Here is a 25,256-nt window from a genome sequence, read left to right as displayed (position 1 = left end):
AAAGTGTGAGCGACCCGGTTCTTTACATCCCACTGCTGGCTTCACAGGCCGACATCTTGGTTGATCCGAGTAGTTCTGCTCGTGTCCTACTGGGGCAGTGGGACGTGCCCCAAGTGGCTTCGGTGGCTGTCATCCAGAATTTACCGGCCCTGGACGGAAAGCCGAAAAGCGAAATGCTCGTTGAGAAGGCCCTGGCCGAGTTGATCTCAGTTGGAACGGAACTGAGCCAAACGCATCCACCTGGTACGTTTTCTAGCCTGATTGCCGGCCGATTTAAGCGAGAGTTGTTTGAGCGAGGGCTGGCGCTTATGCCTCGGCTGCGGCTGCGCTTCCTGGATGAGGAGACGCTGGACGCGACGCAATTCCTGAATGGTGGCCACTGGGACTTCAACTTCTGTGCAGCGCACACCCAAAAGCTCAACCCGCTCAAGCATTCGTTCGAGACCCCATCGGGGAAAACAATTTCTCTGTCGAATCAGCAGAGCCGGACGTTTCGCGTTATTCACGCCGAACCCGATGAGAGCATCCATATCCAGGGCCTGGCTGGTACCGGCAAGACCCACATGATCGAACGCTTGGTGGACTCGCTTTCATCATGTCGACCACTCGTGCTGGCGTTCACCGCGGTGCAGCTCCAGGCCTTGATGCAGCGAATCGGAGCCGCGAACGTGAGAGGAATGACGTTCGGAGATCTCGCCAACTACGTGCTTGAACGAAGTGTCGGTTATTACAGGCCGGGCAAGCGGGCATCCGCTCGGCACCAGGTTACCCCGGAAGACATCGCTTCCCGGTTAGGCTTCGGGTCGATAAGTAGGCTCAGTCCAGCCCAAGTAGCCACGGCCTGCGCGAGGATGGTTGCCTCCTTTTGCAACAGCACTGACCTTGCCTTATCAGAGCAGCACATCCCCAAAGGGCTTACCCTCGATGCCGTAGATCGCTTGGTACTGGTAGGGTATGCGCAAAGGCTGTGGGACCAGACCATAGAACCAACCGATCAGCGCCTTCAGCTCCCGCTTCGCGGCTATCACCGAATCAAGCACATGACCCTTCTTCATGAGGCGGTCATAGGTCTGGAGTTCACCCACATCATTGTCGATGAAGCTCACGACCTGAGCTGGCCACTCTCGGTATTTCTCGACCGCTGTACCCAGCCCGTGATTACCCTGGGTGACGCATGCCAGCGCCTGGATGGGAGCTACTACCAACGGGCTAGCACACTCCGCAAGCACGAGATCACCCACTCCATTCGCGCCGGCCGGCAGATCGAGGGAGTCATAAACCCCCTCATCGACAAACACCCGATACTGAAATTGGCTTCGCTCGAGGGCAACAACGGCATCGAGACAAAGGTTGTCTACTACGACAAGCCAGAGGTTCCCACCGGGGCCGTGACGATACTGGTTGATTCCGAGTGGGGATTATTCGAGTGGTTTCAGCGCCTGGGGAGCGCTGGCGCGACCTTCAGCTTGCTACCTGGAGCAATCAACACTTTCCGCCGGTTCATTCTCGATTGCATTGGCCTGTTCCATGATCAGGTACGGCCAACCCACAGCGCGCTCTTCAGGTACACCAACTGGGATGATCTCCGGGCGGACATGGGCAGCAAAAATAGTAGCTTTCAGCGCATCGACCGGATGCTCAGTAAGGGCTATAGCTCATCAGAGTTCGAGGCATCGTTACTCAACCTCGATGCGTCAGGGACAGCCCCGCTACAGCTCGGCCGGGTCATGGACGCACGCAATTCAGAGATCGACGCTGTGATGCTCGCGCCAGACTTGCTCAGTCAAGTAGGGCCTGGTGACCGCATTGCGGCGAGCAGGGCTTTTGCAGCCCTTTACACGGGTGGATCGAGAGCTCGTCACAAGCTCATCGTTCCTGGTTATCTCCGGGACTGGGCGTCTGATATGTCCACGGCAGCGAAAGCTCAGATAACCCCATCTTCATGATGGTGGGCTCCATGAAAACAGTGCTGTCTCGAAGGCAGCGGCCAACAGCAATTGAATGGCGTGGCTGCAACGTCCTCCTTCGCTAGAGAGAAAAGATCACCCTGGTCATCGGCATAGCACAGCGCGGCATGGAGCGCAGGCAGCGTGTCGGCGAAGCGTGTCACGCTGGTACCGTCGAAGGAATTAGCACTGGCGGCAGCGCACATTCCGATCCGTCGAGCGCTGTTGACCCGGCCAACGTGGTAGTAGCAGTTGCGGCGACGAGAAAGGACACCCCAGGCAGCCATGGTTTGCAGCTTCCAAGGGGTGCTCCCTCCGAGAAATATCCCTACGGATGGGCTCAAGAACTCACGCACATCGTCTGGTTCCATTCCATCCTGCACAGCAATGAGCAACCTTTGAGGGAATCCCTTTAGCCGATCCAGCCAGCGCAGGCTGAAATCCAGCGACTCCATTCCACCTGCCACGATGTCAGGTAGGACAACCCAGTCAGCGTCTTCGCCAAGAAGATCCACGGCACGGCCGAAAGCACGCTCATCGAACGGCGTGCCCTGCTGGAAAGCGCTCCACGCTCCGTTGTCCAAGGCGTAATGCTCGAACCCCTCAGTGCGCAGAACCCCGGCCGCAGAAACGAGTAAACGCCAACCCGCCCCGCGCATTGCTGCGAGGTTGCGGCGTGTGCCCGTTCGGCTTGCATACGAGACCATCGGCGGAGGGATGTAGCCAAGCCGCTCCTCAATATCCAGCTCCATGTCGGCTGACCCGTCCATGCAGTAGTAATCGGCATAGGCTGCTAGCGCTTGGGCATTGCCTTGACGATGGCCATCGCGGTAAGCCTGAAGCCAAGCGGGGAGGCGGTTGATTTCCATGCTGGTGGTTCCTGGTAGGAGGTGGCCACCGTCTCATTTCCTACCGAAATCCCAACGGCCGCTGGCGCAATGCCTGATAGGGCCAGATACAAGCACTCCAGATAGAAATTATCCCCCTGAGTAGGGAGAACGTTTTCTGACCGCTTTACGACCTGATTACGGCCTTGCTGGCGCTGACGGCGTGGAATAATCGGCCGACATCAGCGATCCAACGGTTTCCCTTATGAAAGATATTGACCTGATCAAACTACTGCCGGAACTCCAACCAGCGGTACTGCACCTCGACGACCATCCTGGTGGGGAGCCTATGAGCAGAGCAGTGATGGTTACTTACCGCCTCTCAACACCACCGCAAAGGGCGCGGATTTTCGACGAATCAGATCGCCCACAAGGTGATCTTCTATCGCCTACAAATTTCCCGGCCGAAGGGTGCCACGAGATCTGGGTTGGCAACAATTTGGCTGGGCTGTGTTCCCTTGAGTTGACAGCACTCCAGAGCAAAGGCGAGACCAGCTTTCATCTGATGCTCAAGGCCATTTATCTTGCGCCGGTTCACCGTAAGACTGGTCTGTGTCGCCGACTCTGTGAGGTGGCGTTTGAGCATGTCATGCAGCAGGTACTGCTGCTGATCATGACAACGCCGGATCGTACGACACGCCTGTTCGAGCTAGAAGCAGACGCACACCTGTACAGCTTGGGAGGTCAGGCAGCGATCAAGATCATCGCCGAGTTATTGGAAAGTAAGGTGCAACTGATTACTGCAAGCCGCGGTTATGCAGTTGAAGCGCACACGACGACGTGCAATTTTTAGCGAGGACGCATAATGAATGATCTGTCGAAAGCCCTACTGGGGATGGCGATACTGCCCCTCCCGTTACTGGGCTCGCTTGCTGCGTTACCTGACGTAGAAGCACCCAGCCAAGGAACCTGGGTAGTAGCCGGCATCGTCGCTGCTGCTGGCGCTCTCGGGGCTTGGTTTCTTGAGTGGACGGAGCGGAAAGTGGTGGCGAATCGCGTCGTCATCGACCTGAAGCCGAATCAAGTGATCGTCGACGGAGTGCCGATCGACTGCCCGTTTTCCTCCATGACTCATTTCTTCAGGAGCCGCGATGCGCTTGTCGAGGCTGTTGGTATCGCCGTCAACGAGGCCATGCTCAAACAGGAGAAATTCCTTGTCGCACGAAAATCGGCACTCATCAGGATCTGGCCAGGGAGCTTTCAGGTGACCGACTTCGAGCTGGAGGCGCTTTCCGAGGCCATGACAGCCGAGTTCATTTCGCCGGCGTTTGAGCTGATGGGGCAACCGATGGCTCCGCAGGAAAACCGCAACCTCCCCAGTGCTCCGGCAGTGAATCGCTGAGCACACAACGCCTTCCGGACAGAGGAATCGAACAGTGGCCATCAACGAAGAAATTCAAGCGGTACTCAGCAACCCTGAAACCAGCTACTGGCTGAAGAGCAGTTTGGAGAATGCGCTCCACCGCGATTGTGTGGATGCGGCCAATGATGCCGATCTGCTGCACGACCTGCTGACTCGGCGGTGCGATGAAGCTTTGAATGCAGATCCAGCGTTGCCCCAACTGGAACAGACCATGATTCAGTCAGCCACTAACCGCTTTGAGGCAGTGATGTCCTACTTTGAAAAGATCAAGGACGGAACTGCTGATCAAGATGACGGGGAGCAGTTCAACAGTGATTACGCGGCCCTGAGCGCGGTTCTCGAGCTTGGCAGCCTCCGTGACGGCGGAATGAGTCTGGCCGGGCGCGCCATCCTAAGGAAGCTGGAGGAAGATTCCAGCGCTGCGTATCGCGCATGTGTTAGCGCTGTCCAAATAACTTTCGAGCGTATTCAATCCTGATGGCGCACTGCTGGCGCTGTAGAACGAAGCAGCCAGCCATTAGGGCAAGCGCATCCGTTCGTGATACATGACCTGTTTCAAGAGGTGCAGGGCCACCAGATCACCGCCCACCTGGTCGCGCCAAGACTGGTGGACGGTCTTATAGAGCTTGTCGACCTCTGCCAGCACACGCCGATATCGAGCTACTTCGAGCGCCAGGCGGCGTATGTCAGGATCGTCATGTGCTGACCAAATGCGACGCAACTCGTCGAGCGTCACCGGCTCAAATGGCGGCAGTTCCGAAGATGGCATAGCACGCCTCACTGTATGTAAAAACAGTATAGTCGCACAGGATTATGGTCGTTGCTTACACGGCCCGAATCAGAACAGATCGATCTGACCCAGTGAGCTACCACCCAGGCGGGCAATCAGCGCAGCGCGGTCATGCAGGATGGGCTGAAGATCGCTTCTGAAAATCTGGTTGGACATCCGCATCATCCGATCCCAGTCGCCATGGTCGCCCTTGTAGATCGCGATGGTTCCCAACCCCATCAGGTAATGCAGCCCCGCAGTCGGAGACTGGTCGAAGGTCACGCGGGACAGGGCGTTATCCAGCTCGAAGTTCACGAACAGCTCTGCACCTTCGCGATCGATCTCGAATCCGCTGCTGGTCACCACGTCCATGACCACCATGCCACTGCGTGTTGTGGTCAGGAACTCAGCATCGGCAGCAGCATGGGAAATACTGCGCAGGCCGTTGAACATTCCCTGGTACTGATCATCACAGAACGGCACCTCGACCTCGGGGTAGCGCAGGTCTGCCTCGGTGTACTTTGGCAGCGCCGCGATGTCTGGGATCTCATAGCGAACACCTTGCTCGTAGACCTCCAGGAACACCCTCATTGCGGTAAACGGCTTCTGGTATCCATACCGGCCCCAAAGCGCCTCGACCGCCAGCAGTTGCTGGATATCCAGGAGCGTGAAGCGCGGTTTGATACCGGCTTGCTGGGCGGCGTCAAACTCGTCGAGCTGGATCGTGAGCATGATTCCCAACAGCTCTTTGGTGAATGCCGGCGAGTAGGAATTCGGAGCGATTTTTATCGTCCCCGTTTCCTTATCAATCGTGCGCGCCAGCCAGCATCGAGCGCTCGGATCGAAGTGGCGGGCCTTGATGTAGTTCCGCAAGTCGTTCAGGGGCTTGAGCCAGTCGTACTCGCCGCCTTCCTTGGCAATCATGCTCTCGGCCGACGAGTCTCGAGAGACGCGCGTACATGACCAGCAGCCACTGTCCGATGGCCACACGCGGGGCGTTCGGATTGTTTCCCTGCCAGGTAGACGTTCACCATGCAGTCCCCGCCATTCATGTCGCGGTAGATCTCAACCAGCTGATTAAAGCGGTCGTAGCACTCAATCCGACCGGCTATCACCTGGCCGATGTAGCTGAACACGTCCATGGTGGTCATTTCAGCGATTGGGCTGAGTACCCAGTCGTGCCCGCCAGCGCCGGCGGCGAGGTTCACAGCTTCAAAGGCGCTCTCGCCGCGCTCAGACATTTTCCGCTCGCGCTGCACAGACTCATCGAACCGGGTACCGATCAGCGAAACGATATCGTCATCAGCACACTTGCGGCCGAGGCGAGCCGCGACATCCCTGAGGATTGCCTTCTTCACTCGCTTCAGTGGATCTGCTTTGGTCATTTGCTGGCATTTGGCGTTGGAGCCAACGCTGGCGATGATGCGCCCACCGACCAAGCTAACCAGGTAGTCATTGCTCAGGCCCGGCTTCGCTACCCACACCTTCAACTCGATGCCGGCAGCCTTCGCGTAGGCCTGCATTTGCTGCATCTGGCTCTGGTTGTAGCAGTGGATCACCGATGAGGGTGTCGGAGTGCATGACGTTCAAGGTCGGCACCGCGAAACCTTCGGTGGCCAGCTCGCGAATTGCAGTGAACGCGATGTTCAGCGTAACGCTTGAGTCCTTGCCGCCACTCCACGCCACAACAGGCTGCTTGCCGGCCCGCACGACGCGCTTCACAGCGTCGACCGCCCCGGCAATCTTCTCGGCCAGGGTCTTCTCAGGCCCACGAACAACATTGGCAGGCATCTCCTGGACGCCAGCGGAAGAGAACAGATCGACATCGAACAGCTGCATGACAAGCTCCGTGCTTGAATCCGGCTCCTCACTGGAGCTGATGGATTCAAGGTACGGCAGGCATCGGAAATCCCAAGGAACTGAGGTCGGCTTCGGTTCAGGAGAAATCCGCGGAGGAGTTTTTTAAACCGATCCGCAGCCTTCGGTTACGAATGCTCCAGCTGGCAACTGCCAGGCTTTGCCCTCTGGCGTGAATATCGGCAGTACGTACTCGCGCTGGCGCGCCTGGGCAAGTGCGTCCAGATCGGTGATATCGAACGCTTCCGCTGTGGCCGACAGATCCACCACGTTGATTTTCTGCCGGCTGATAGTGCACCCAAACTCGTCCTCGTAACCGGCTATCGGGGTAACCCGCTCAGGGAAGTATTTTTTGATGGTGGCCCATACCTTCGGGGAGTTGTAGATGCACGTCATGCAGCTGAAGCGACCCCAGCCCAAGCGATAGGGGACAGGTGCCTCCACTCGGTGACGAGAAAGCAGCTCCCACACCTGTTCTTCGCTGTAGTGCAGCACCGGTCGCCAAGCATCTACGTGCCGGCCGAGGCGACCCTTGCGCCGGTCGACGGCGTGAGGTTCCAGCTGATTGTATTTGCTGCGGTTGCTCGACTCAGCACGGCGCTCACCTGTGACGAACAAGGTCTTGGTACCGAGAAAGCGTTCCTGATTGGTGATGGCCCTACGGCCTACATCGATCTTGGCTGCGGAGCTACACCAGCGTGTTGTCAGGCTGGCGCTTTGCTGAGGAAACCGGCGGCGGGTCGCCGGTGATGTCCGACTGGTATCCCGATCCAAGCAGATAATTCCGCCTGGAGTTTCGACCATGTGAGGCTTGGAGTAGGCGTCCATCTTGAGCATTTCGCCCTCGATGCCACCCTGCAACCAGGAGAAATAGAGCGGCAGATTGAATGCAGCTGCGAACTTCTCGATGAAACTGTCATTGAAAGCCCAGTCCATGAGGGTGCTCCCCTCTGCACCATCCACCCGATGGTGCCAGAGCTCAACACGACGCAGATCCACACCCTGTTCGATCAGTGCCAGCAGGCAAGCGATGCTGTCCTTGCCAGACACACAGACTACAACGTGGTCATAGCTGTCCAGATCCACTGTCGGCGCATCGAAATAGGTTCCCTCTGCCAGCACAGCAGGCTCAGGCTCGAACCCAAGCAGGGTGAGCTGCTGGCCCAGTGCCGGGATAACTACCTGGTCGTCGAACTGGTGTGCGCGGGAGATTGACGGGTGCATTGGCTGTCCTCTGAGCACCTACCTGGTGCCTACAGACTCAGCCTACGGCGGCAACGGGAAATCCCAACTGATGGGCGGTGGAGGCGGCTCCTCCCTGCGACAGGAGGAAGCCGAGGAGAAATCATCTACAGGAAACAGAGCACGATCGGCTGCTACTTGGCTGCGCTTCTCCTGGATGGGATGGCTCTTGCGTGGCCGGGCTCACCAATCCGACCGATTCAGACGGTACGTGCCTGGAAGGCAGTTCTCGGCATGGCTCAACTTCGCTTCGGCTTCGGCCTGATCGTCCGCGCGGTCGATGGCGATCCAGTCGCCGTTCAGCTGGCGCTCCTCCACGAACCACACAGGGTCATCTTGTTGCTGCATCAACTCGCTGGGTGCGTTTGCCATCGTGGTCTCCATTCAGTTTTATTCGTCGATCCAGCCCTTCGCTTTCATGCGTTCAGTTTGCCGGTTCAGCCAATCCAACTGGTCGAAATAATCTCGCTCCGAGCCGTCCGGGTACTCTTTCGGGTTGATCGCACGGTGCTCGGCTAGCTCGGCCAAGTGCTTTCGCCCGCGATCACGACGATCCGCCCAGATGGCCGCGCCGACCTCGAGCAAGTGTGGATCATTCTCGCGGTGCTGGTGGTAGTAGGTGGCCATCTCGACAAAAATTGCGAAGTGCTGTTGGTCGAAGTTGGCCAGGGCGTCACCCCGGAACTGCCCTAGCTGGCCGTTGTAGCAGCTCAGGGCAAAATCTTGGAGCGCGCCAGCGGCGCTGTAGGATTGGTGGAGCAAGATCTCTCGGTGCTTCAGAAACGGAGATTCAGTTGCCATGATGTGTCCTTCTTCATTGTGAGGCCCGAAAGTGGCCCTCTCCTATGACCCCAGCCCCGCTAAGCGGGGCGTGGGCATTAACGGGGTTCGCCCTGCAAAACTCCACTGAAGAATGGGAGTTAGCAATAGGGCTTCTGACCACGAGCGACACGCTCTTTGACAGATTCAGTGGCGGTACGGGTTACTTTTCGACATTGGTACCAGCTATACAGCCAACGTGCCGCAGTCAAAACCACAACTAAGCCACCGAGAGCTATTACCAGTTTTAGGATGCCCAGGAACGGTTCCATCGGTTCGCCTTGACCTGCCGCCTTGACAGAAAATGACACTGCCAGAATTAACAACCCCATAGGTACGTTCATCATTTTTGTTCCCTCTCCGTTGCCCTAGGCGGACTCCCACTCGATCACGTCCCAGTCATAACTCACTTCGCAAAGGTCGCCGGCAGTTCGCCAGGTACAATCGTCCTCGACCACGCGGACTAGGCGATGCTGCTGGACAGTCCCACTGCTGCAATGCCTGAGTTTGCACTGCACGGGCACCCCTGGAGCAGGCATGAGGTCTTTTGTCTTGATCCAGACCAATGTTTTCGCCTCCGCTTTTCGTCAAACAGATCAGTCGTCAGCCTGGCTGCCGGCAATGATCGCGTTCAGAACGGTTTCGTCATCGTCAAACCAGCCGTCTTCAGCCAGGCCCAAGTTCCCGTCGAGAATGACGCAGACCGCCAGAGCGGCTTCCGCAGGATCTGCACCGTATTCACGAATCACGCCCTCGATCTGTTTGCGCAGCAGGTGTGCAGGCTCGACTTGGCCTACGCCATGCTCAGCAGCAGGATCTGCAAGCTCCAGGGGTGTCGGCCCCTCAGCCATAGGATCGGCGGTGACGATGGCACCGGACTGGGTGCGAAATTTCATTTCCATGGATGGGTTCCTAGAAATTGATGCTTGTGGGCGCATAGCAGTCGTCACACAGAAACAGCCGCTCGGCATGGCTGCGTGGGTCGTTCTTGTGAGGGCCGCAATTCATGTTGCAGACCTTCGACGCCGGGTCGAACTTGGCCAGCTCGGCCGGGTCGGCGCGCGGCCACTCAATAGGCATTACATCCGGTGGTTGAGCTGGCTGTGGCTTGCGGGCTTTCGTACTCATAGCGGGGCGGGCTCCTCTGAAAAGTCATCCGCCACTTTCGCTTCGCTTTTGATTTTCAGGATGACATCTGCGAGCTGCTGGCTTGAGCCGTTATCGTTGTGTGGCCATGGGCCGAAAGGCTGCGATGAAAGCCGGTTGAAAACGATCAAACCAGGGCAGCGGTATTCAAATGGGCCAGTGGATTGGAACCGGACAAAGGCAACCGGGCTGGTGCATCCCGGCATATCGGTTATTTCTCCGATTTCCTTCATGAGAGCAACATCTGCCCAGCCAGCTTGATCGTTGTTGAAGAACGTCAGGTGGTCATATGCGGACTTACCACCTACGAAGCATGCCAAAGCAACGAGTGTCAGCTGGCCCATCGGCCAAAAGCCTTTGGAGTCAGCAGCTCTTTTCCACAGCGAGGGGATGTAGAGGAGTAGGGCCACTGAGGCAGCCAAAAGCAGATAGACGGTTAGCCGCGCAGTATCGACGCCAAGAGTTTCCCCCGGAGCGCCATCTGGGCCAAAGAAGAGGTAAAGCAGTGGTGCGCAGTAGGCCATGCCTACAGCATAGGAAGCCAGCACGAGAACCATTTGACGTAGCCGCTGCCCAGGGCCGGGGGAAACCAAGGCCAACGTAGCGCGAGCGACGGTACCAATGACCACGATCAGCAGAACAACGGAGCATAGGAGGATGTAGAGCATTATGATTGACGCCTTTAGCGCTTTTCGGTGGATTTACCGCCGAGTTGGTAGAGATCGAGATTTATGCGAGGGGTGCGTACTCGGTTATCAACTGCCTTCCTTCTTGCTGCCGTTACCCGAGAAAAGCAGCACGAATGGGGTTACAAGTAGCCCGACCCCCATGAAGAACATGAAGAAGATGCCCAGGCCATCGCCCGGCTGTAGCCCGGTTCCAGCAGCGGTCGCCATCGCCCGATAGTGGTCGGCCTGTGCCCCAACGACACGCACAAGAACTATCGTCACGGCGCACACCACCAGAGCTTGCCAACCCTTGCGGATGTCCAGGTGATCGACGAACGTCCACAACCAAGTGAGGGCTGCGCCAATTGCCAGTAGGATCAACAGCCAGTAGAAGAGACCAGCTATATCGGCGATAAATGCAGCTCCCAACATGTTCAGCACTCCTTCAGCGCGTCATACCTTTGATGACCAAGACATCGTTGCGTAACCGAAAATTGGCACCATCTCACGGACTTAGCCCCAATTAAGGGGCTGTGGTCTGCTGCGGGATTTTCTTGTATCAGCTGTACAGCGCGTCGTTATACGGCACAACCTCGTCAATGGCATCCCAAGCGTCCGAACAGCAACTTTTTCCTCGAATGTGCTGGAGAACATCTACAAGCTCGGATTCGCGTGCTTCTGCGTTGGCTTTTGTTGCAGCCAACTCATCAAGCAGATCGTTCACACCTGAACCGCCAAACGGCCCAAGCACACTGGTAGCATCGCACCAGGTATCAGGCTCATGGCCAACGCCTTCGCTCAGGTACTGCCAGCCTTCCTCTGTCTTGCGCAGCTCCAGGGGGCCGAACTGCATCGTTACTTGCTCGCTCATGGGCACTTTCCTACTTCACTTCTTCGTAATGCCACTGGACAAGCTCAAACGCCGCCTGTTTTGCCTCGGCTTCGATCTGTTCAGCAGTAGCGTTGTCATCGACCTCGAATTCAAATTCCACCTCAGATCCTTGTACATCAGTCTTAATTGTGCCGGTGAAAGTGCGCATCGCGGTCTCCTCTATTTGCCTGCGACTAGGATAAAGGCCGGCGCAGATATCCCAAGTCGGGGCAGGCATCTTCCCACACCGATTGAAGAGGAATTTATCTGGGCAAGAGGTACAGGGCGGGCGGAAGCTTTGGAGTGGCCTGCGCCAAGCCCCGAGGTGCATCAGTGGCTGGCGCGGTATTCGTGCGGGGTTTTAGGGGAGCGAGCGTCGGTGCAGGGCCAGCAATTGAGCCAGAACCCACTGCCAGTATCCAAACTGGGTCTGGTTGTTGCGCACTGCTTGAAGCCACTGGTAATTGGTCAAGAAAGGGTGATCGTTGCCACGCTGTGCATATTTCCCCTCCAGTTGCGCCGGGGTGAGATCGAGATCGGGAAAGTATGCTTCCGGTAGGTGATTGGGCACCAAAGCGAAGTCTGTGATGGCTCTTCCAATCGAGATGGATATTTCCTGGCCGGTTTCGTCACACCGGAGCGTCCTGATCTCGCCCTCACGGCCAGTCACTCGCCACGCATACCCGGTCGGGGTAGCAGACGCCGGATCATCCAAGGGCACCGTCTCTTCTTCGCTGTAAACAACGAACTCCAGTGGGAAAAATATCTCCGCAATCATGCGATCAAGCTGATCCAGTGTCCGCCGATGGATGCCGGAACCCTCGGCCTCAATCAATGCCAGCAGGGTCGCTCTCGATGCGTTTAGCTCCTGGTAAAGCTCTGCCAAGTGCTGAGGTACGGAGGGGTCAACGTGAGTCATGTTTGCTAGTCCTAACCAGGGGAGTGTGCACATAAAACCGCTCCGCTGGCCCTCTGGGCATAGCGTAAATAGCGAAACGGGTATTCTTAAACGTGGTTTTAATTGTTCCTGCCGATAACGCTTCTGTCTATGGAGAAGCGACCACCTACACGCGGGCGACCGGCAGGAACATCAAGCTTTGACCCTCAGGTGGCAGGAGCTTTTGGCAATGTCGTACGCGAAGAACGCCTAAAATCGGGCCTAGCTCAAGAGAAACTTGCTCTCCTGGCTGGGGTTGAGCGGGCGCACCTGGGGAAAATCGAGCGGGGCGAGAGTCTGCCCACACTTCCCTTGATTATGAGATTGTCCAAAGCCCTCGAAGTTAAAGCCGCTGACCTGATATCGCAGATGGAGCAGCGGCTGGATCAATGCGAAGACGGAAGCGGTTGAGTTAGGCGGATTGCGGAACAGCAGGGAACGGAAAAGCGTTTTGAGAGCCGGACGCCAGATCCACTGTGATCCAGTGCTTATCGGTTTCCCCCGTCCGCAGCAACTCCCACACAATGCTCATTCCGGCAGTTGTAACTGCCCGGTTGACCAAGCAGTCCTGCGAACGAATGGCTTCCGCAACCGAGCAGGATTTTTTGGTGTCATCTTCGAGCGTTTCGATTTCAGGGTAAGCGTCCATCACGTTGGGGTAGATGCCCCTCTTGTCTACATGCGCAGCGCCGAACACAACCTGTCCATGGCGGGCCTCGTTGCCGAGGTCAAGCCACATGCAGTGTCGGGATAGCAGCGCGCTGCTGGCGATTGCGCGGCGGGCCGAAGAAAGGTCAACAGCGGAAATGATCAAGTCGGCGGCGCGCATCGCCTCTATGGTCTCTTGGCTTGGGAATCGGAAGGGCAGGGCCTCCCAGGACGTACCCAGCATGAGATTGTAACGATTCACCAAACTGATTGCTTTGAATTGGCCCAAGTCACACGGCCAGAAACGCTGACGTACAAGGTTCGGCTCGCGCACAATGGCATCGTCAATGACCGTGACCTCCAGCCCCTCTGGATGGCCGAGGGAGCGAAGCGCATGGTGGAAGCTGGCCAGCGCATCAACCACCTCACTGCCATTGCCACCGGCCCCGACAACCACAATGCGTGGTGCGCGTTCAACCCACGAGGCTGGCGTCTTGTAGATCGGCGATTGGTGAGCTGTGATCGGATGAACGCTCATCGCGCACCCCCTTTGATAGCTTGCGCTAGCGTTAGCGGGCCACTGTATGACCCTGCTGAAACCAGTTTCGAGGCTGGGAACCGCTTCGATCCTTTCTCGCTCAGTGCTCGATAGAACTCCTTCAAGGCCTCAAACGAGCGGCAACCCGCCACCGGCTCAACCGTACCGCTGTGGGTGTTGTCGCTCTCCAGCACGAAGCTCTCCCAGGCCGGGATGTTCTCACGTCGAACATCGCGGGGAACATTGCCGCTGCCAGTACAGAAGGTTCCGCCTTGGTACACGTTCCCCAACGGGGCATAGAAGAGTTCTGTCTCCGGCGTCGGGCGCTGATTGCCCTTGAATGCAAAGCAACGGAAGGATTGGTTGGCCGCAGCGATGAAGATCAAGCCTGGCAGCGGGGCGCGTATGCGCTCGCCAAGGATCGGAATATCGTGCACACCAGGGCGGCGGTACCACGCCAAGACGGTGCGTGAGCTGAACAGATAACTCTCAGGGAGAAATTCTGCTCCGGCATCCTCATTCAACAGCAGAGCAGCCAGTTCGGATTTGTCGTAGGGACTGAATGCCCTCCCAGCGCCCAGCGTGAAGCCGGCCTTACCATCTTCCAGCGCGATGACGCTGTGACTGGTGACGGTGACCACGCCGGTCTGGCTGTGGTGATGTATCAGCATGGCCTTGCTCGAAACTTTTTCACTCAGCATTACCGCATTCCTCTAAAGCGTCGGCGATTCGCTGCAACAGACCTAGCGTCAGCGATAGCGCATCTAGAACTGGCAGGGTGACGGTGCGCAGTTGATCAGGACTCAGCGGTAACCCAATTGCAGGGAAGCCAGAGCCGCTGACAATGCCGTCAAAACCGTCATAGCTACTCTGCTCTAGATTTGGAAAATCCCTAGTCAGGCACACCAGAATGCTCTCGAAAAGAGAAACCCCATCACCGGCTGTGCCTGGGAAATCATGGGGGTTGAACTCTTTGAGCGATCCACTGGCCTCATGCTCCAGGCAGTGCTGCAAGGCTTCCGCCAGCACTTGAACCAACGGGGCGTGTGCATCATCACGCTCACAGATTTGCCGCGCCTGATCGGACAGCTCCTCGATCTCGCACCGATCTCCCTGGCCAAGGGTGGCTCCAGCTATCTGTTTCAGTTCATCCATCTCATAGATGGCGTCAAGCAAGCTGTTTACAGAATCCTCGTCTTGGCCGTGGCAGTAGAGATATTCGGCGATGTAATCATCATGCTCGACCGAATCGTCCAGCAGGAAGGCGCACAGTTCCTCTCTAGAGTGTGTTGCCAAGCGCGGAGACAGCTCCTCGAAAGCCTCCGAAAGCCCGTGATTCAAGTAGCTGTACGGCCCCAGGAACGTCATTGGCGTATGAAACGGCAGCAGATGGCGTGTCATCGCGTCGAGTGTCTTGAAAAGAAGCACTCGCAGTTCCAGGCTCGCTGGCGCTTGAACTGTGAAAGTAGCGAAGCAGCTCGACTCCAGAATGAAATGACCGTCCTGGATTCCGAAGGAGTAGGCGTCCTCAACGGATTTTGGCAGCTTGACCCGGCCAATCAACGAGCGCTCCAGCTCCGCCATTATCCGGCCTGCCCCATCAGGGCCTGCCTCGATGTGGGGGGCGAGCGCATCAAGTCCGACCAGCCCAGCCTCTACAGCGGCTATTGCATAGGATGCCGTCTCAACTGGATCGACGTATGGGGTATTCAGCCGATTCAGCAGGCTGGTGCGCTGTGGAAAAAGGCCTTCATCGCTGATGGCAAAGGACGCACCAAGGCGCTGTACTACCTCGCCCGTAAGGCGATGCAGCCCGTAGCTATTTGGGTACTGCCGAAGCCATTCGATGGCGCTATCGGCAACCAGACCAGCTTGCAGCGCCTCCCGGCACAGCATGCTATGAGCTTGGTGGTCGACCACCCCTGCATAGTCCCGGCTGAACAGTTGGGCCTGTGCTTCACGCATCACAGACCCAACATTCGGCAAGCTAAGAGGTGTCAGCGCGGCAGTTGGAAGTCGATAGTGCCGGGATTGGCGGGGGAGGAGAGCAACTTCCATAGCCTTTGTCTCTGCTGGTGGTCTAAACAATCAGGTTCGGTACCGGACGGGAGGTGGCGATCCAGTTCGCCACGTTCCCACGCTTTCAGGACTTCAAGCGGATCAACCTTTTGCGCCGAATCCGCCGTCTCGGAACTCGTAGACATAGCTGTCATTCTCCACAATGGGGTCGATAATTTTCGCTCCGTTGAGCTTTGGGAACTGACGGGCATAGTGTTTCAGCACGTCAGTCACGGACATTTCGGGCTGCGGGTCGGGGAGATCACGACCGGCGTAACGAAAAACGCGGGCAAGAGAGATTTCAACGAGTGCCATGAGTGCAATTCCTAGAAAGAGGCCGCGAGGTTCAGATTGGGTTCGCCTGAGCCGCTGTCCACGCCCGAGCCGCCACCTACCTGCGCAGCGTCGCCATCCTCGGCATCTGCATCGAGGTCGGGCGTATCAGGCGGCTCGGTAGGTGCCGTGGCGGCTTTCGCCTGCACAGTCGCTCCAATCGAGCGGATTTCATCCAGCAGGCTCACCCCCTCATTCAGCGCCTGGACGTGCTGTGTCAGGCGCTTCATCAGCGCCTCCTCGATCTCAACAGCACTCCCTACCAGGATCAGCGGACGACACATGGCGGCGCGAAGCTGCACTTCGTGCTCGGATGCCTTCTCAGGTGTAGGGCCGAGGTCAGCGGTAATCATCACTTTCAGCGCGTCGGCGGAGGCGGTTTCGATTGCCACATTGACGCGGTGTTGAGTGCCAGCAAGTGCAGTGGCCATTACGGAAAAAAACGTGGATTGCATGATGATGTTCCCTGTCAGGCTTGGGTCGATTCGGATTGCTGGGGAGCGGGGTTCTTCCCGCCCTGTGCCGATAGTTGTAACGCAGGCGGCAAATAACCCAACCAGCTGAACTCTTTGAAAGCCAAGATGGCGTCGATAAGAGCGCTTGCCTTGCCGGTGGTCAGCCCTTCAAAAGCCTTTTCGCCCTTCGCCTCGTTGTAGGCGGCGGCAAAGCCTGAACGCTTGCAATCTTCGATGATGCCCGCCTTAACCTGGGCCTTGAGGTAGCCGTCGTTCATCACGAATCCTTTGGCCGGATCGACGTTCGCGTACTCCATGAACTTGAGCGACTGAGCACCCGACACGGATTTCTCGAATGCGTCAGCGCTATCCGTGCGGAATAGCGAGGCAGCAGCCATGCTGCCCATGAACGTGAGGAGCTTTTCCTCCCCGAGTTGCGCAAGCCGAATCTCGGCATCGGCGCGAGCCGTGGTCATCAGGGCGCTTGTGACACCCATTGCCTTTTCCATCTGTGCCCGCAGCTCGCTCTTGAGGTCGCTGCGCATCTCGAAATACATGCTGACGATGGCCACAGCCAGCGCTAGCGAGCGGTCATTGAGCACGACTTGCTTGCTCATGCGGGCGTAAAGGTCGAAGGCTTCACGGCGTAGCGACTTCTTCACCTGGGTGGGCTTTGCGCTTGCGGCCTTCGGCTTGGCCGGGGCTGCTCCAACAGCGCCCCCGGCAACGGTGGCTGGTGCTGTGTTCGTTACGGTGGCCAGGGCTGTTTTGTAGGCGGCGGTTTTCTCCTTGTGGCAAGGCTTGTTGAAGCACATACCGCCGATCACGTCGCCTTCGCGCCCCCTCGACACCATGACCACTGCGCCGAAGCTTGCACAGGTAGCGCACGCCGCTGCCTGTTGCTCTCCCACACCATCCTCGCCCCGTGCGACGAGCTTCACGTATGAGTCCTTCGCGAGATTCAGCTCGCTATGAACCACCGCGTGCTCCTCCTGCGCCTCGATCAACCGAACAGAAATTAGCTGCTCGGTTTTCCGGTTCCAGCAGACAGAGTTCTGGCAGCGAGACGCCCCAAGGCTTGCCTCGAACAAATCGGCATTCGCGCCCGAGTTGTGGATGCAGCTCCGGCATTCGGTGGTGTCAAAGCGTGCAGTCGAAACGTCCCGAGTCAACTCCAGCAGGCGCGCCCTGGTCTGCTCGACGGAATAATTCTTCTCGATGATCTTCGACAGAATGCCCGCCTGATCGGGGGCAGGGAGACGACACAGCAATTCAGCGTGGCCAATCTTGATTTGCTCCTCCAGCAGGGCATCGGCCACCGCATCACAGGCATGGGCGAGCAGCAGGCGGCTGTCGAGCTTGGTTCTAGACCAATCCAAGGCCTTCATCACCGCCAAGTGGTCGTTGGCCATGTCCTCCAGCAAAATTACGGCATGCTGGGCTTCTTCGATTGGCGTCAGGTCAGCCCGCACCTGGTTCTCCAGCGCAGCAATCAACCGCGCTTCCTGATCGCTCATAGCGCGGATCAGGGCGGGAACCTCGATCAAGCCCGCATCGTGGGCCGCAGTCCAGCGCCGGTTGCCAGCGACCACCTCATGGTCGTAGTTCGGGTCATCGCTTACAGGCCTGACCAGAATCGGCTGGATGATGCCTTTAGCGCTGATCGAACGTACCAGTTGCTCATAAGCGGACTTCTTCCGGCCTTTACGCGGGTCGATTTGCGGGTTGCGGCGGATACGGCCGAGGGGGAGGACTTGGGCTACTTGCTGATTCACTTGGCTAAACTCCGTGTTTGCTATGAGTTCAGCTTCCCCCACTTTCTGGAAAACCCAAGTAGTAGCGGCCCATTAAATCCGACGAAAACGTTGCGTGAAAACAGCAAAATGAGCGCACGCTCCGAGCGAAAATTGGCCCCACATTCAGAGACAGGTGGACGCTCAAGCCAATGAAATTTTTCTCTGCCGTTTTGCTGATACTGGCTGCACCGGCGTCAGCGCTGGCTCAATCTTCGCTCCCACCCTATGTGGCCGCAGCAATAGCCGAATTCCACGCGAAAATCTTCATGTTCGTTGGGTGCTCGCTCGCTGGCGCATTGTTCGGAGCATTGCTGGCGCGAAGGATCGACAAGAAACGCAGGGCAATGCGGGATTTGACCTTTTCTGTATCGACGTTGGCTGGCTCCGTGGTTGGGTTGCTTTCGTTTCTCGGAAAACTGTAGGAGACGTATGTGGGACTGGACGATAGGGAGTACATGCAGGAGCGAGCGAGGCAACGCGCCCGCGAAGGGAATCAGACAGACCGCTCAGAGAACGATCCGGTAAAGGATGCCTACTACAACCCAAAAGATTTCCGTCGCGAGCGGCTTCGCATCAAAGTTCCGAACTGGGGAGGGGAAAGAGAGGGGGGCGAATCCAGTAGCCCAGGAGTTGGAACTTTGTACTCGGTCTTCCTGGTAGGGATCGTGGTGGGATTCTTTATCACCTGCCTGCTGGGCTTGCTTCGATTCGAGCTTTTCGCCTGGGGACTTCAGATGATGCAGCCGCTTGCGATGCTGTTCTTGGAAATCTAGCCAATCGCTCAACTAGAAGCCGCCTGTTCGGCGGCAATAGGTGCATCTAACTGACCTCTCTATCAACCGCCTACACGGCGGCACACAGCAACAGATCGGTTGGGTGGCTCAGCACCCTGCAAGCCGCCTATGCGGCGGCAAAGACATCAACGGACGCGGTTATACCATGACAGCACTTCATATTCTCCTGAGCGTGGTTTTAGCGGGAGTCGGCACAGCGCCAGCAAAGCATCTTTGAGCGCTGGCGCTTTGGCGAAAGCCTTTTGCAGTGTCTTGTTATCCGACTCGACCTTGGCGGCGTTACCCGCAACGTTGGCCTGCTGGCGCGACTGAAAGGTATGCAGCGCTGGCGCTACGTCTTTCTTCCAGTCCAAATCGCCCATGATCGTCACGGCCTGCCGCACAATGCTCAGGTCAAACTCAAACGTCGCACCGGCTGCGCAAAATCGGCAGAGCGCCGGGGGCTGAGAGCGTTTCATGCTGGCGTTCGGGTTTGCGTTGCCGATGACCCCGATCATCCACGCCGCATCCAGCGGCGCATCATTGACCAGCCATTGCGCAATGTACTTCTCGCCGCTGCCGTCTTCGCTCGGCACGAAAGACAGGCCGGGCATATTCGGCATTTCGACCTTGCCGATGAGAACGCTCTTGTCCGGGCTGGCGATATAGAACGCATCAATACCTGCGCCGAGCGTGTTGCTCGCAATGCCCTTTTTCATGCGGGTCTGGACGCCGATCTTGGTGGACGCCGCAGGCTCAACATCGGGTGCCAGGTAGCGGCCAATGCAGTTGTACCAGAAATCTAATTCTTGCATTTAACTTACCTCGGGTTTAATTTCTCGCCGAGATTACTTCCAGCCATCCGCGCTGTCTACTTGGAGACGATTCAATGGCAACTCACTATGTACTCGAAGGCGAAATCAAAGCAGAGCAGCCGCTGGCTACGTGCAGCGCGGCGCTGAAAGAAGCGGAAGGCGGCAAGGGTAAGCCAATCCCAGTGCCCCACATGCAGACCCCGGAAGGCAACCGTCTGTATTTCCCGGCTACCGGGATTCGCGGCAAGCTGCGCCGCGCTTTGCGTGATGTGCTGCGTGAGAACGAAATCAAACGCACTGGCAACGACAAGCCGCTGTCGCTCGACCAGCACTATCTGCTCACCCTCGGCGGCATCAAGGGTTCCGAGGAAACCGACAAGGCATCGGTGGATCAAGAATCGCAGTGGCGTGAGCGCAACGTCCTGCTGAGTCTGTTTGGTGCTGGCGATGCAGGCTACATGGGCATGGTTCATGGCCGGCTGGCCGTTGGCAACGCGATCTGTGAATCGGTCAGCGTGCCGCATGTGTTCAGCGGCGTGCGCAGTGACGACCTGTACCGCGACCGCAGCCAAATTGAGTTCTTGTCGCAGGCAGATATTAGCGCCCTGGTAGCACAGTCGCAGGGCAACCGCGATGCCTCGGGCATCAAGAAGGAAATAGCCGTACTCGACAAAGCCCGCAAAGCTGCACGCGCCGCGAAAGAGGGTGATCGTGTCGATGAACTGAGTGCCAAAATCGAACAGCTCGAAACTGACATGAAGAACGTCAAGGCTGAAACCGGGGCGAAAATGTCTATCGGTATGCCGCTCGACGGCTGGCAAGCCATTCCGGCTGGTGCGGTGATGCGCCATCGTTTCATGCTGAACAACGCCAAACCGACCGAGCTGGGTGCACTGCTTGCGGCGCTGGATCATTTCAGCGCACTGCCTACCCTCGGCGCTCACCTCGCCGCAGGATGCGGCCTCGTATCTGCCCGCTGGGAGCTGTTTAAAGTCGTTCCGGGCGAAGGCAAGACCTCGTTGGGCGTACTGGTTCTTGAGCCGTTCGCTGGCGCTGTGACCATCGAAGCGCCAGCCGACAGCGAAGTATTCGCCGCCCGCAAAGCGTTCCAAGACTACTTGGCTGGGGATCAATTCAACTTGTCGATTCCGAGTGCTGCCGCATGCAAAGCCTGACGCACTACATCGACCTCGCGCCCCACAATGGCAACGCATTCTTTGAGCTTCATGGGCGCATTGTGACGGGAGCACACCTGAGCGCCCAAGATGGGAAGCCGGTCGCGATTGATTGGCCGGGCTGGAAAAACGTACCGGGCGGGTTTGGCCCTGTGGTGCGCCTGCTTGGTGAGCCTTCGGCCATCGAACACTGCCTGTCGGTTATTTCGCCGCTGGTTGAGGCTGAGTTGGTAGATGTGTGGGGTGAAGTGAAAACGGTGCCAGATAATGCTGCCTGGTCGCACGGCTATCGCCGTCACCGCAAACCCGACAAGTGCTCACCCACTCACCAGCGCCGGCTGGAGCGTCGTGCGCTGGCGCGGGGTGAAGTGTATGAGCAGCCGGCTTATGGCGAATGGCTGAAAGCCAGTCATCGGCTGCCCATGCAGAGCCGATCCACGGGGCAGCACTTTTACATCTTCATCAAGCGTGTAAGCGCTGCTGATCTGCGTTCGGCGGAGCCCCGCGGCTATGGCTTCGGCGCGGTCGTCCCTCAATTTTAAGCCGGAGTGCTCCATGAGCGATTTAGAAAAAAAGCTGCTCCAAGTCGTGGATAACGTGCTCGGGCCGAACGGCAAAATGGTGCGTGGGAAGTGCGAGCAAGGTAAGCGCACGTTCCGCTACAACAACAAGCAGCACGAATACGCAAAAGCCGTTGCTCGCGGCTTTTGCCGGTATTCACCTGCCGAGCGAGCGGCGGCGGTCAACATGCTGCAAGCCGCCACGGGGACGGGCAAAACACTCGGCTACCTGGTGCCGGCATTCGCTTACTCTGCTATTACGGGTGAGCGTGTGATTGTTTCGACGTACACGAAGGCATTGCAGCAGCAGATTTTGAAAAACGACGCGCCTCGGGCGCAAGCTTGGGTGCAAGATGAACTGGGCGTCAGCGTGAGTTTTGCGCGCCGGGTCGGGCGCGCCAACTACCTTTCCATGCAAGCATGCCAGTATCAGAAAGCGCTTCTTGCCGATGCTGGCGCAGCCGAAGCCGCCGATTTTGTGGCTGGTGTTATCGCGTGGCTGCAAGGTGATGCGCAACAGTTGCCGACGCTCGATGACTACTTGGCCGAACTGGGGGAGGGTGCAAGCCTGCCTGACGGCTTGGATAGCAAGCTGCTGTGCCTGTCGAGTGAATCACCGGAAGTCGAAAACGAGGCTTACACGATCGCGATGCAAGAGACGCATGCCGTCGACGTGGCGATCGTCAACCACGCGCTAGTGATGATGGACGCCATGCTTTGGACTGCACTGCTCAATCCTGGGCGCCAAGCTAGCGTACTGATCTGCGACGAGGCTGACCGCTTGACTGACGCTGCCGAGTCCGTGCTGGGCGCTGACGTGTCCATGCACCAGTTCAGCCGATTGACGCAGGAAGTGGCCGAGGCATTCAGCCTGCCGGGCATCACTGATCATGTCGGCAACCTGTACAGCGCGGTGATGGCTGTCGATCCCGGCCACGCGAAAATGGCGACATTGCCACAAGAGATTGGGCAACGCATCGCTGGCGTTCTGAGCACGCTCAAACCTCATGTCGAGAAATTCTCCACGATCCTCACCTCGCCGCAAAGCGAGCTGGGTGATTCTGCGCACAAGAAGGCACTGATCGCCAACTTCTGCGACAGCTACAACAGCCTGGATGCCGTTCTGAAGGCTTCACGCTCACAAGGCAACACGAGCATCATCAGTTGGTCTCCCGTGCGCCACTACCCATCGTTGCGCGTGGGACAGCCTGAACCTGCTCGCATCTTGACCCGCTTGCTTGCAAAGGCTGACTGGTGGGATGAAGACGATGGCCGCGTACTGCCTGAACGCAGCTACCTGAAAGCAGCTCTTTTTACGTCTGCAACCTTGGCTACACCGGGGCGCACATTGCCGGCAGCTTTCGATGCCTTCGCCAACACTGTAGGTGTCATCCGCCACTGCAAAGCAGGCATGAACACGCCGATTCACAACGTCACCGCTGATCTGTATCGCGTATTCGATGCGCCAGCCGACTTCGGTGAAATGTTCTTTGTCTTGCCTGCGCCAGATGCGCCGTTACCGACCGGCGAAGTCAGCGAAGATCAGGATTATGTTTCCGCCTCCAACCCCGAATGGCTGGCGTACACCGGGGCAATGATTCGTGAGGCAGCTAGCGCGGGCGGCAAAACGCTGGTGCTGACGCTCAGTCATGCGGATACGAAAAGCCTGGGCCTGATTCTCGCCGACGTGCCGGGCCTGATCGTCGCCAAGCAGGGCGACTCTATGAGCACGCTGAAACAGCGTTATGTCGAAACCGAAAACGCCGTGATGATATCGCCGGGCGCTTGGGAAGGGCTTGACCTGCCGGGTGACGTGCAGAACCTCGTTATCACGCGCCTGCCCTTCGGCTCCCTTAATGGCTTCCGCCTGAGCCTGAAAGAAGCGGTGCTGCGTCACCGTGGCTACAGCGAAGACAAGATCACCGCCATCAAGTTTGCCGACCTCGGTGCCGAGGCGCGCCGCCGCCTCGTACAGGGCTTGGGCCGTGGGATTCGTCAGCGCGATGACCGCGTAGAGGTCTGGATTGCTGACTCGCGCTTTCCGTACCCAGAGTCTTTTTCTTCGTCACTTGACGATGCTTTGATGGTTCGGCGGCAGCGGGTGCTGGCCACGTTTGCCGGCTGCATCCCGCAACGCTTTGAAGACAGCTTCAACGCGGCTCGCTTGTTCTTGACCAGCGGCAAAGTCCACACACCGGAGCTTGTCTGATGGCAATTGATTTCAAGCTAGTAATCAAGCTCGCAACGCCATTCGTGATGAGCCGACCGCGCACCACGCTCGACGGACTGCTGTCGGCTGCCGTGTTTCGTGAAACGGGGCTCATGGGGGGCGACACAATACCCCACATCCCGCTTGAGCGTGAGGACGGCATCTTTAAAGGGAGTTGCGCGTTTGTGTCGGGTGGGTACACCCACGCCACGGTACAGCGCATTATGAACCTGCGCGGCCTTGCAGATATGACCGATGAGCACTTTGCGCCTAACTCCAAGGGCAAGGTTAAACGTTACCTTGGCGTGGACATTAAGCGCGGCCCGTACAAAGCCAACATGAGCAGTTACGCCGGCATTGACGCCAAGACCGTGATTTTCTTTGGAAAAGGTGATCCTGATCGCGTGGTTGAGCTGATCAAGAACAATATTCCTGGCCTCGGTCGCCGGGCCAATGCTGGCGCTGGCGAAATCATCGACGTGAGCTGGGTGAAGGTATCGGCTGACCGTGATTGCTCCTGGATCATGCCCAGCGGCTCGCCGGCCAGGCCGTTACCGCTCGACGTGTGGAACCGCATTAGCGGCCACCGCAAAATGCCGGTCGCTGATCTGACTGTGCGGGTGCCGTATTGGTCGGGTGAGGCTGTCCAGGCGGTCTACCCGATGGACACGGCGGCGTAACGCGGTGCTGGCGAGTCACAAAGAGGGAATCGTCTACTTGGAGCATTGCCGCATCCAGGTGGACGATGAAAGGCTCTGCTTGGTGCGCTCGAAAGACGCACTGGAGAAGTTCTGGAGCATTCCGCACGCGGCGACTCTTTCCATCTTGCTCGGCCCTGGTACTTCGTTAACTCAGGCAGCGGCGAAGTTTCTGGGGAGCGAGGGTGTACTTGTCGCATTTGTAGGTGGCGAGGGGACGCCGATCTATTACGCATCCCAAAACGAATACAGGCCAACCGAGTACCTGCAAGCATGGGTTCGGAGTTGGAGTGAGCCAAATACTCGCTTGGCGATGGCGAAAGTTTTCCAGTCAGCGAGAGTCAAAATGCTCAGGAAAACAGCCAGCGTTTTTGCCGAACTGAACCCGTGCGAACAGGCGATATTCAGGTTTGAGCAAGAGACAAGGGCGGCTACGTCAGAAGCTCAGATACTGGCAGAAGAAGGCGTGTTATCGAAGGTGCTTTATCGCGCATGTGCTGGCGCAGCGGCCATGGATGGTTTTACCCGAGATCATCAAGGCGATGATTCGGCGAACAAGCTGCTATGGAAACTCTGAAAAAGACTTTCTGATTTGGCAAAATACCGCGACCCCACCCACCGAGTTTCCCGATGAAGCAGATGACCTTCGCCGACGCCGAGTACGCTGGCAAGCGCAAGCAAACCCGCAAGGAG

At 57.7% G+C, this 25,256-nt stretch carries 35 protein-coding genes; 12 read left to right on the top strand and 23 right to left on the bottom strand.

Annotated features, from left to right (window positions below; genetic code table 11):
* Positions 1 to 5 precede the first annotated feature (5 nt).
* Positions 6 to 1,946: a DEAD/DEAH box helicase family protein gene (locus FIV35_RS24845; RefSeq protein WP_083377955.1), complete on the top strand. Its 1,941-nt coding sequence runs from the start codon at positions 6 to 8 to the stop codon at positions 1,944 to 1,946.
* On the opposite strand, the gene FIV35_RS24840 is transcribed toward FIV35_RS24845, so the two are convergent.
* Positions 1,925 to 2,815 (bottom strand): hypothetical protein, encoded by an 891-nt coding sequence (locus FIV35_RS24840; protein ID WP_016969805.1) that lies wholly within the window; start codon positions 2,813 to 2,815, stop codon positions 1,925 to 1,927. The genes FIV35_RS24845 and FIV35_RS24840 overlap by 22 nt on opposite strands.
* 223 nt (positions 2,816 to 3,038) lie before the next feature.
* Here FIV35_RS24840 and FIV35_RS24835 point away from each other — a divergent pair, with 223 nt between their 5' ends.
* Genes FIV35_RS24835 through FIV35_RS24825 form a run of 3 tightly spaced genes read left to right on the top strand, consistent with a single transcriptional unit; the run spans position 3,039 to position 4,674 of the window.
* The gene (locus tag FIV35_RS24835) at positions 3,039 to 3,626 is read left to right on the top strand and encodes a hypothetical protein (protein ID WP_016969806.1); all 588 of its coding nucleotides are present in this window, start codon (positions 3,039 to 3,041) and stop codon (positions 3,624 to 3,626) included.
* Positions 3,627 to 3,638: 12 nt separating this feature from the next.
* Positions 3,639 to 4,175 carry a hypothetical protein gene (locus FIV35_RS24830; protein WP_016969807.1) on the top strand — a complete coding sequence of 179 codons (537 nt, stop codon included), beginning with the start codon at positions 3,639 to 3,641 and terminating at the stop codon, positions 4,173 to 4,175.
* A gap of 34 nt (positions 4,176 to 4,209) precedes the next feature.
* The gene (locus tag FIV35_RS24825; RefSeq protein ID WP_016969808.1) at positions 4,210 to 4,674 is read left to right on the top strand and encodes a hypothetical protein; all 465 of its coding nucleotides are present in this window, start codon (positions 4,210 to 4,212) and stop codon (positions 4,672 to 4,674) included.
* Between the two features lie 39 nt (positions 4,675 to 4,713).
* On the opposite strand, the gene FIV35_RS24820 is transcribed toward FIV35_RS24825, so the two are convergent.
* From FIV35_RS24820 to FIV35_RS24755, 15 genes are all read right to left on the bottom strand, one after another.
* Positions 4,714 to 4,965: a hypothetical protein gene (locus tag FIV35_RS24820; RefSeq protein ID WP_016969809.1), complete on the bottom strand. Its 252-nt coding sequence runs from the start codon at positions 4,963 to 4,965 to the stop codon at positions 4,714 to 4,716.
* Positions 4,966 to 5,034: 69 nt separating this feature from the next.
* Positions 5,035 to 5,889, bottom strand: coding sequence for a hypothetical protein (locus FIV35_RS24815; protein ID WP_083377956.1), 855 nt, complete (start codon positions 5,887 to 5,889; stop codon positions 5,035 to 5,037).
* A complete protein-coding gene (locus tag FIV35_RS24810; protein WP_146375084.1) occupies positions 5,886 to 6,488 on the bottom strand; it encodes a hypothetical protein in 603 nt (200 codons plus the stop codon). Before FIV35_RS24810 ends, FIV35_RS24815 begins: the two co-directional genes overlap by 4 nt.
* Positions 6,418 to 6,804 (bottom strand): hypothetical protein, encoded by a 387-nt coding sequence (locus FIV35_RS24805; RefSeq protein WP_083377958.1) that lies wholly within the window; start codon positions 6,802 to 6,804, stop codon positions 6,418 to 6,420. The genes FIV35_RS24810 and FIV35_RS24805 overlap by 71 nt, the downstream gene beginning before the upstream one ends.
* A gap of 123 nt (positions 6,805 to 6,927) precedes the next feature.
* Complete coding sequence (locus FIV35_RS24800; RefSeq protein ID WP_080725279.1) at positions 6,928 to 8,046, bottom strand: phosphoadenosine phosphosulfate reductase domain-containing protein; 1,119 nt, start codon at positions 8,044 to 8,046, stop codon at positions 6,928 to 6,930.
* Positions 8,047 to 8,247: 201 nt separating this feature from the next.
* A complete protein-coding gene (locus FIV35_RS24795; protein WP_033039631.1) occupies positions 8,248 to 8,436 on the bottom strand; it encodes a hypothetical protein in 189 nt (62 codons plus the stop codon).
* A gap of 18 nt (positions 8,437 to 8,454) precedes the next feature.
* Positions 8,455 to 8,865, bottom strand: coding sequence for a hypothetical protein (locus tag FIV35_RS24790; protein ID WP_033039634.1), 411 nt, complete (start codon positions 8,863 to 8,865; stop codon positions 8,455 to 8,457).
* Positions 8,866 to 8,984: 119 nt separating this feature from the next.
* The gene (locus FIV35_RS24785; protein ID WP_131657989.1) at positions 8,985 to 9,230 is read right to left on the bottom strand and encodes a hypothetical protein; all 246 of its coding nucleotides are present in this window, start codon (positions 9,228 to 9,230) and stop codon (positions 8,985 to 8,987) included.
* Positions 9,231 to 9,479: 249 nt separating this feature from the next.
* Positions 9,480 to 9,785 (bottom strand): hypothetical protein, encoded by a 306-nt coding sequence (locus tag FIV35_RS24780; RefSeq protein ID WP_083377959.1) that lies wholly within the window; start codon positions 9,783 to 9,785, stop codon positions 9,480 to 9,482.
* 10 nt (positions 9,786 to 9,795) lie between these two features.
* Positions 9,796 to 10,011, bottom strand: a complete 216-nt coding sequence (locus tag FIV35_RS24775) for a hypothetical protein (protein WP_033039638.1) — start codon at positions 10,009 to 10,011, stop codon at positions 9,796 to 9,798.
* The gene (locus tag FIV35_RS24770) at positions 10,008 to 10,697 is read right to left on the bottom strand and encodes a hypothetical protein (RefSeq protein ID WP_033039640.1); all 690 of its coding nucleotides are present in this window, start codon (positions 10,695 to 10,697) and stop codon (positions 10,008 to 10,010) included. Before FIV35_RS24770 ends, FIV35_RS24775 begins: the two co-directional genes overlap by 4 nt.
* A gap of 87 nt (positions 10,698 to 10,784) precedes the next feature.
* Positions 10,785 to 11,129, bottom strand: a complete 345-nt coding sequence (locus tag FIV35_RS24765; RefSeq protein ID WP_033039645.1) for a hypothetical protein — start codon at positions 11,127 to 11,129, stop codon at positions 10,785 to 10,787.
* 127 nt (positions 11,130 to 11,256) lie between these two features.
* The gene (locus FIV35_RS24760; protein ID WP_033039648.1) at positions 11,257 to 11,568 is read right to left on the bottom strand and encodes a hypothetical protein; all 312 of its coding nucleotides are present in this window, start codon (positions 11,566 to 11,568) and stop codon (positions 11,257 to 11,259) included.
* A 10-nt stretch (positions 11,569 to 11,578) separates the two neighbouring features.
* A complete protein-coding gene (locus FIV35_RS29690) occupies positions 11,579 to 11,737 on the bottom strand; it encodes a hypothetical protein (RefSeq protein WP_156796377.1) in 159 nt (52 codons plus the stop codon).
* A 192-nt stretch (positions 11,738 to 11,929) separates the two neighbouring features.
* On the bottom strand, positions 11,930 to 12,487 hold the full coding sequence (locus FIV35_RS24755) for a hypothetical protein (RefSeq protein WP_033039651.1): 558 nt from the start codon (positions 12,485 to 12,487) through the stop codon (positions 11,930 to 11,932).
* Positions 12,488 to 12,616: 129 nt separating this feature from the next.
* Between FIV35_RS24755 and FIV35_RS24750 the strand changes: the two genes are divergently transcribed.
* Complete coding sequence (locus tag FIV35_RS24750) at positions 12,617 to 12,916, top strand: helix-turn-helix domain-containing protein (protein WP_011600738.1); 300 nt, start codon at positions 12,617 to 12,619, stop codon at positions 12,914 to 12,916.
* 1 nt (position 12,917) lies between these two features.
* On the opposite strand, the gene FIV35_RS24745 is transcribed toward FIV35_RS24750, so the two are convergent.
* The 6 genes from FIV35_RS24745 to FIV35_RS24720 form a co-directional block, all read right to left on the bottom strand.
* Positions 12,918 to 13,691, bottom strand: a complete 774-nt coding sequence (locus FIV35_RS24745; protein ID WP_050511553.1) for a PRTRC system ThiF family protein — start codon at positions 13,689 to 13,691, stop codon at positions 12,918 to 12,920.
* Positions 13,688 to 14,392, bottom strand: a complete 705-nt coding sequence (locus FIV35_RS24740; protein ID WP_011600740.1) for a PRTRC system protein B — start codon at positions 14,390 to 14,392, stop codon at positions 13,688 to 13,690. Before FIV35_RS24740 ends, FIV35_RS24745 begins: the two co-directional genes overlap by 4 nt.
* Entirely contained in the window at positions 14,382 to 15,656 is a 1,275-nt protein-coding gene (locus FIV35_RS24735) for a hypothetical protein (RefSeq protein ID WP_170245418.1), read from the bottom strand. Before FIV35_RS24735 ends, FIV35_RS24740 begins: the two co-directional genes overlap by 11 nt.
* 195 nt (positions 15,657 to 15,851) lie before the next feature.
* Positions 15,852 to 16,064, bottom strand: a complete 213-nt coding sequence (locus FIV35_RS24730; RefSeq protein WP_011600742.1) for a PRTRC system protein C — start codon at positions 16,062 to 16,064, stop codon at positions 15,852 to 15,854.
* An 11-nt stretch (positions 16,065 to 16,075) separates the two neighbouring features.
* Positions 16,076 to 16,537, bottom strand: a complete 462-nt coding sequence (locus FIV35_RS24725; protein ID WP_083377961.1) for a hypothetical protein — start codon at positions 16,535 to 16,537, stop codon at positions 16,076 to 16,078.
* Positions 16,538 to 16,551: 14 nt separating this feature from the next.
* Positions 16,552 to 18,312, bottom strand: coding sequence for a PRTRC system ParB family protein (locus tag FIV35_RS24720; RefSeq protein ID WP_083377962.1), 1,761 nt, complete (start codon positions 18,310 to 18,312; stop codon positions 16,552 to 16,554).
* Positions 18,313 to 18,482: 170 nt separating this feature from the next.
* On the opposite strand from FIV35_RS24720, the gene FIV35_RS24715 reads away from it, so the two are divergent.
* Both FIV35_RS24715 and FIV35_RS24710 read left to right on the top strand, forming a co-directional pair.
* On the top strand, positions 18,483 to 18,755 hold the full coding sequence (locus tag FIV35_RS24715) for a hypothetical protein (protein WP_033039663.1): 273 nt from the start codon (positions 18,483 to 18,485) through the stop codon (positions 18,753 to 18,755).
* 9 nt (positions 18,756 to 18,764) lie between these two features.
* Positions 18,765 to 19,106 carry a hypothetical protein gene (locus tag FIV35_RS24710; protein WP_011600745.1) on the top strand — a complete coding sequence of 114 codons (342 nt, stop codon included), beginning with the start codon at positions 18,765 to 18,767 and terminating at the stop codon, positions 19,104 to 19,106.
* A gap of 146 nt (positions 19,107 to 19,252) precedes the next feature.
* Here the strand turns inward: FIV35_RS24710 and FIV35_RS24705 are convergent, their stop codons facing one another.
* Positions 19,253 to 19,921: a hypothetical protein gene (locus FIV35_RS24705; protein ID WP_033039666.1), complete on the bottom strand. Its 669-nt coding sequence runs from the start codon at positions 19,919 to 19,921 to the stop codon at positions 19,253 to 19,255.
* A 191-nt stretch (positions 19,922 to 20,112) separates the two neighbouring features.
* On the opposite strand from FIV35_RS24705, the gene FIV35_RS24700 reads away from it, so the two are divergent.
* The 5 genes from FIV35_RS24700 to cas1f are packed head-to-tail and all read left to right on the top strand — an operon-like array spanning position 20,113 to position 25,140.
* On the top strand, positions 20,113 to 21,096 hold the full coding sequence (locus tag FIV35_RS24700; RefSeq protein ID WP_031684008.1) for an RAMP superfamily CRISPR-associated protein: 984 nt from the start codon (positions 20,113 to 20,115) through the stop codon (positions 21,094 to 21,096).
* The gene (locus FIV35_RS24695) at positions 21,084 to 21,638 is read left to right on the top strand and encodes a type I-F CRISPR-associated endoribonuclease Cas6/Csy4 (protein ID WP_033039671.1); all 555 of its coding nucleotides are present in this window, start codon (positions 21,084 to 21,086) and stop codon (positions 21,636 to 21,638) included. The genes FIV35_RS24700 and FIV35_RS24695 overlap by 13 nt, the downstream gene beginning before the upstream one ends.
* 13 nt (positions 21,639 to 21,651) lie before the next feature.
* Positions 21,652 to 23,865 (top strand): ATP-dependent DNA helicase, encoded by a 2,214-nt coding sequence (locus FIV35_RS24690; protein WP_033039674.1) that lies wholly within the window; start codon positions 21,652 to 21,654, stop codon positions 23,863 to 23,865.
* Entirely contained in the window at positions 23,865 to 24,545 is a 681-nt protein-coding gene (locus tag FIV35_RS24685; RefSeq protein ID WP_023093826.1) for a hypothetical protein, read from the top strand. The genes FIV35_RS24690 and FIV35_RS24685 overlap by 1 nt, the downstream gene beginning before the upstream one ends.
* Positions 24,546 to 24,549: 4 nt before the next feature.
* Positions 24,550 to 25,140 carry a type I-F CRISPR-associated endonuclease Cas1f gene (gene cas1f / locus FIV35_RS24680; RefSeq protein ID WP_162276708.1) on the top strand — a complete coding sequence of 197 codons (591 nt, stop codon included), beginning with the start codon at positions 24,550 to 24,552 and terminating at the stop codon, positions 25,138 to 25,140.
* The last annotated feature ends 116 nt before the right edge of the window (positions 25,141 to 25,256 follow it).

The sequence above is a fragment of the Pseudomonas rhodesiae genome (assembly GCF_007858255.1).
GTDB classification, from domain to species: domain Bacteria; phylum Pseudomonadota; class Gammaproteobacteria; order Pseudomonadales; family Pseudomonadaceae; genus Aquipseudomonas; species Aquipseudomonas rhodesiae.
Note: the sequence above shows the minus strand (reverse complement) of the source record. Positions and strands in the feature narration are given on the sequence as shown.

Coding starts and splice junctions, on each gene's coding strand:
- FIV35_RS24705 (WP_033039666.1), bottom strand. CDS start 19,921: ATGCAAGAATTAGATTTCTGGTACAACTGCATTGGCCGCTACCTGGCA.
- FIV35_RS24765 (WP_033039645.1), bottom strand. CDS start 11,129: ATGTTGGGAGCTGCATTTATCGCCGATATAGCTGGTCTCTTCTACTGG.
- FIV35_RS24745 (WP_050511553.1), bottom strand. CDS start 13,691: ATGAGCGTTCATCCGATCACAGCTCACCAATCGCCGATCTACAAGACG.
- FIV35_RS24795 (WP_033039631.1), bottom strand. CDS start 8,436: ATGGCAAACGCACCCAGCGAGTTGATGCAGCAACAAGATGACCCTGTG.
- FIV35_RS24800 (WP_080725279.1), bottom strand. CDS start 8,046: ATGCACCCGTCAATCTCCCGCGCACACCAGTTCGACGACCAGGTAGTT.
- FIV35_RS24840 (WP_016969805.1), bottom strand. CDS start 2,815: ATGGAAATCAACCGCCTCCCCGCTTGGCTTCAGGCTTACCGCGATGGC.
- FIV35_RS24760 (WP_033039648.1), bottom strand. CDS start 11,568: ATGAGCGAGCAAGTAACGATGCAGTTCGGCCCCCTGGAGCTGCGCAAG.
- FIV35_RS24790 (WP_033039634.1), bottom strand. CDS start 8,865: ATGGCAACTGAATCTCCGTTTCTGAAGCACCGAGAGATCTTGCTCCAC.
- FIV35_RS29690 (WP_156796377.1), bottom strand. CDS start 11,737: ATGCGCACTTTCACCGGCACAATTAAGACTGATGTACAAGGATCTGAG.
- FIV35_RS24835 (WP_016969806.1), top strand. CDS start 3,039: ATGAAAGATATTGACCTGATCAAACTACTGCCGGAACTCCAACCAGCG.
- FIV35_RS24735 (WP_170245418.1), bottom strand. CDS start 15,656: ATGCGTGAAGCACAGGCCCAACTGTTCAGCCGGGACTATGCAGGGGTG.
- FIV35_RS24820 (WP_016969809.1), bottom strand. CDS start 4,965: ATGCCATCTTCGGAACTGCCGCCATTTGAGCCGGTGACGCTCGACGAG.
- FIV35_RS24700 (WP_031684008.1), top strand. CDS start 20,113: ATGCAGACCCCGGAAGGCAACCGTCTGTATTTCCCGGCTACCGGGATT.
- FIV35_RS24805 (WP_083377958.1), bottom strand. CDS start 6,804: ATGCAGCTGTTCGATGTCGATCTGTTCTCTTCCGCTGGCGTCCAGGAG.
- FIV35_RS24690 (WP_033039674.1), top strand. CDS start 21,652: ATGAGCGATTTAGAAAAAAAGCTGCTCCAAGTCGTGGATAACGTGCTC.
- FIV35_RS24685 (WP_023093826.1), top strand. CDS start 23,865: ATGGCAATTGATTTCAAGCTAGTAATCAAGCTCGCAACGCCATTCGTG.
- FIV35_RS24750 (WP_011600738.1), top strand. CDS start 12,617: ATGGAGAAGCGACCACCTACACGCGGGCGACCGGCAGGAACATCAAGC.
- FIV35_RS24730 (WP_011600742.1), bottom strand. CDS start 16,064: ATGGCACTCGTTGAAATCTCTCTTGCCCGCGTTTTTCGTTACGCCGGT.
- FIV35_RS24715 (WP_033039663.1), top strand. CDS start 18,483: ATGAAATTTTTCTCTGCCGTTTTGCTGATACTGGCTGCACCGGCGTCA.
- FIV35_RS24770 (WP_033039640.1), bottom strand. CDS start 10,697: ATGCTCTACATCCTCCTATGCTCCGTTGTTCTGCTGATCGTGGTCATT.
- FIV35_RS24785 (WP_131657989.1), bottom strand. CDS start 9,230: ATGATGAACGTACCTATGGGGTTGTTAATTCTGGCAGTGTCATTTTCT.
- FIV35_RS24755 (WP_033039651.1), bottom strand. CDS start 12,487: ATGACTCACGTTGACCCCTCCGTACCTCAGCACTTGGCAGAGCTTTAC.
- FIV35_RS24830 (WP_016969807.1), top strand. CDS start 3,639: ATGAATGATCTGTCGAAAGCCCTACTGGGGATGGCGATACTGCCCCTC.
- FIV35_RS24725 (WP_083377961.1), bottom strand. CDS start 16,537: ATGCAATCCACGTTTTTTTCCGTAATGGCCACTGCACTTGCTGGCACT.
- FIV35_RS24695 (WP_033039671.1), top strand. CDS start 21,084: ATGCAAAGCCTGACGCACTACATCGACCTCGCGCCCCACAATGGCAAC.
- FIV35_RS24815 (WP_083377956.1), bottom strand. CDS start 5,889: ATGATTGCCAAGGAAGGCGGCGAGTACGACTGGCTCAAGCCCCTGAAC.
- FIV35_RS24775 (WP_033039638.1), bottom strand. CDS start 10,011: ATGAGTACGAAAGCCCGCAAGCCACAGCCAGCTCAACCACCGGATGTA.
- FIV35_RS24810 (WP_146375084.1), bottom strand. CDS start 6,488: ATGCAGGCCTACGCGAAGGCTGCCGGCATCGAGTTGAAGGTGTGGGTA.
- FIV35_RS24740 (WP_011600740.1), bottom strand. CDS start 14,392: ATGCTGAGTGAAAAAGTTTCGAGCAAGGCCATGCTGATACATCACCAC.
- FIV35_RS24780 (WP_083377959.1), bottom strand. CDS start 9,785: ATGGAAATGAAATTTCGCACCCAGTCCGGTGCCATCGTCACCGCCGAT.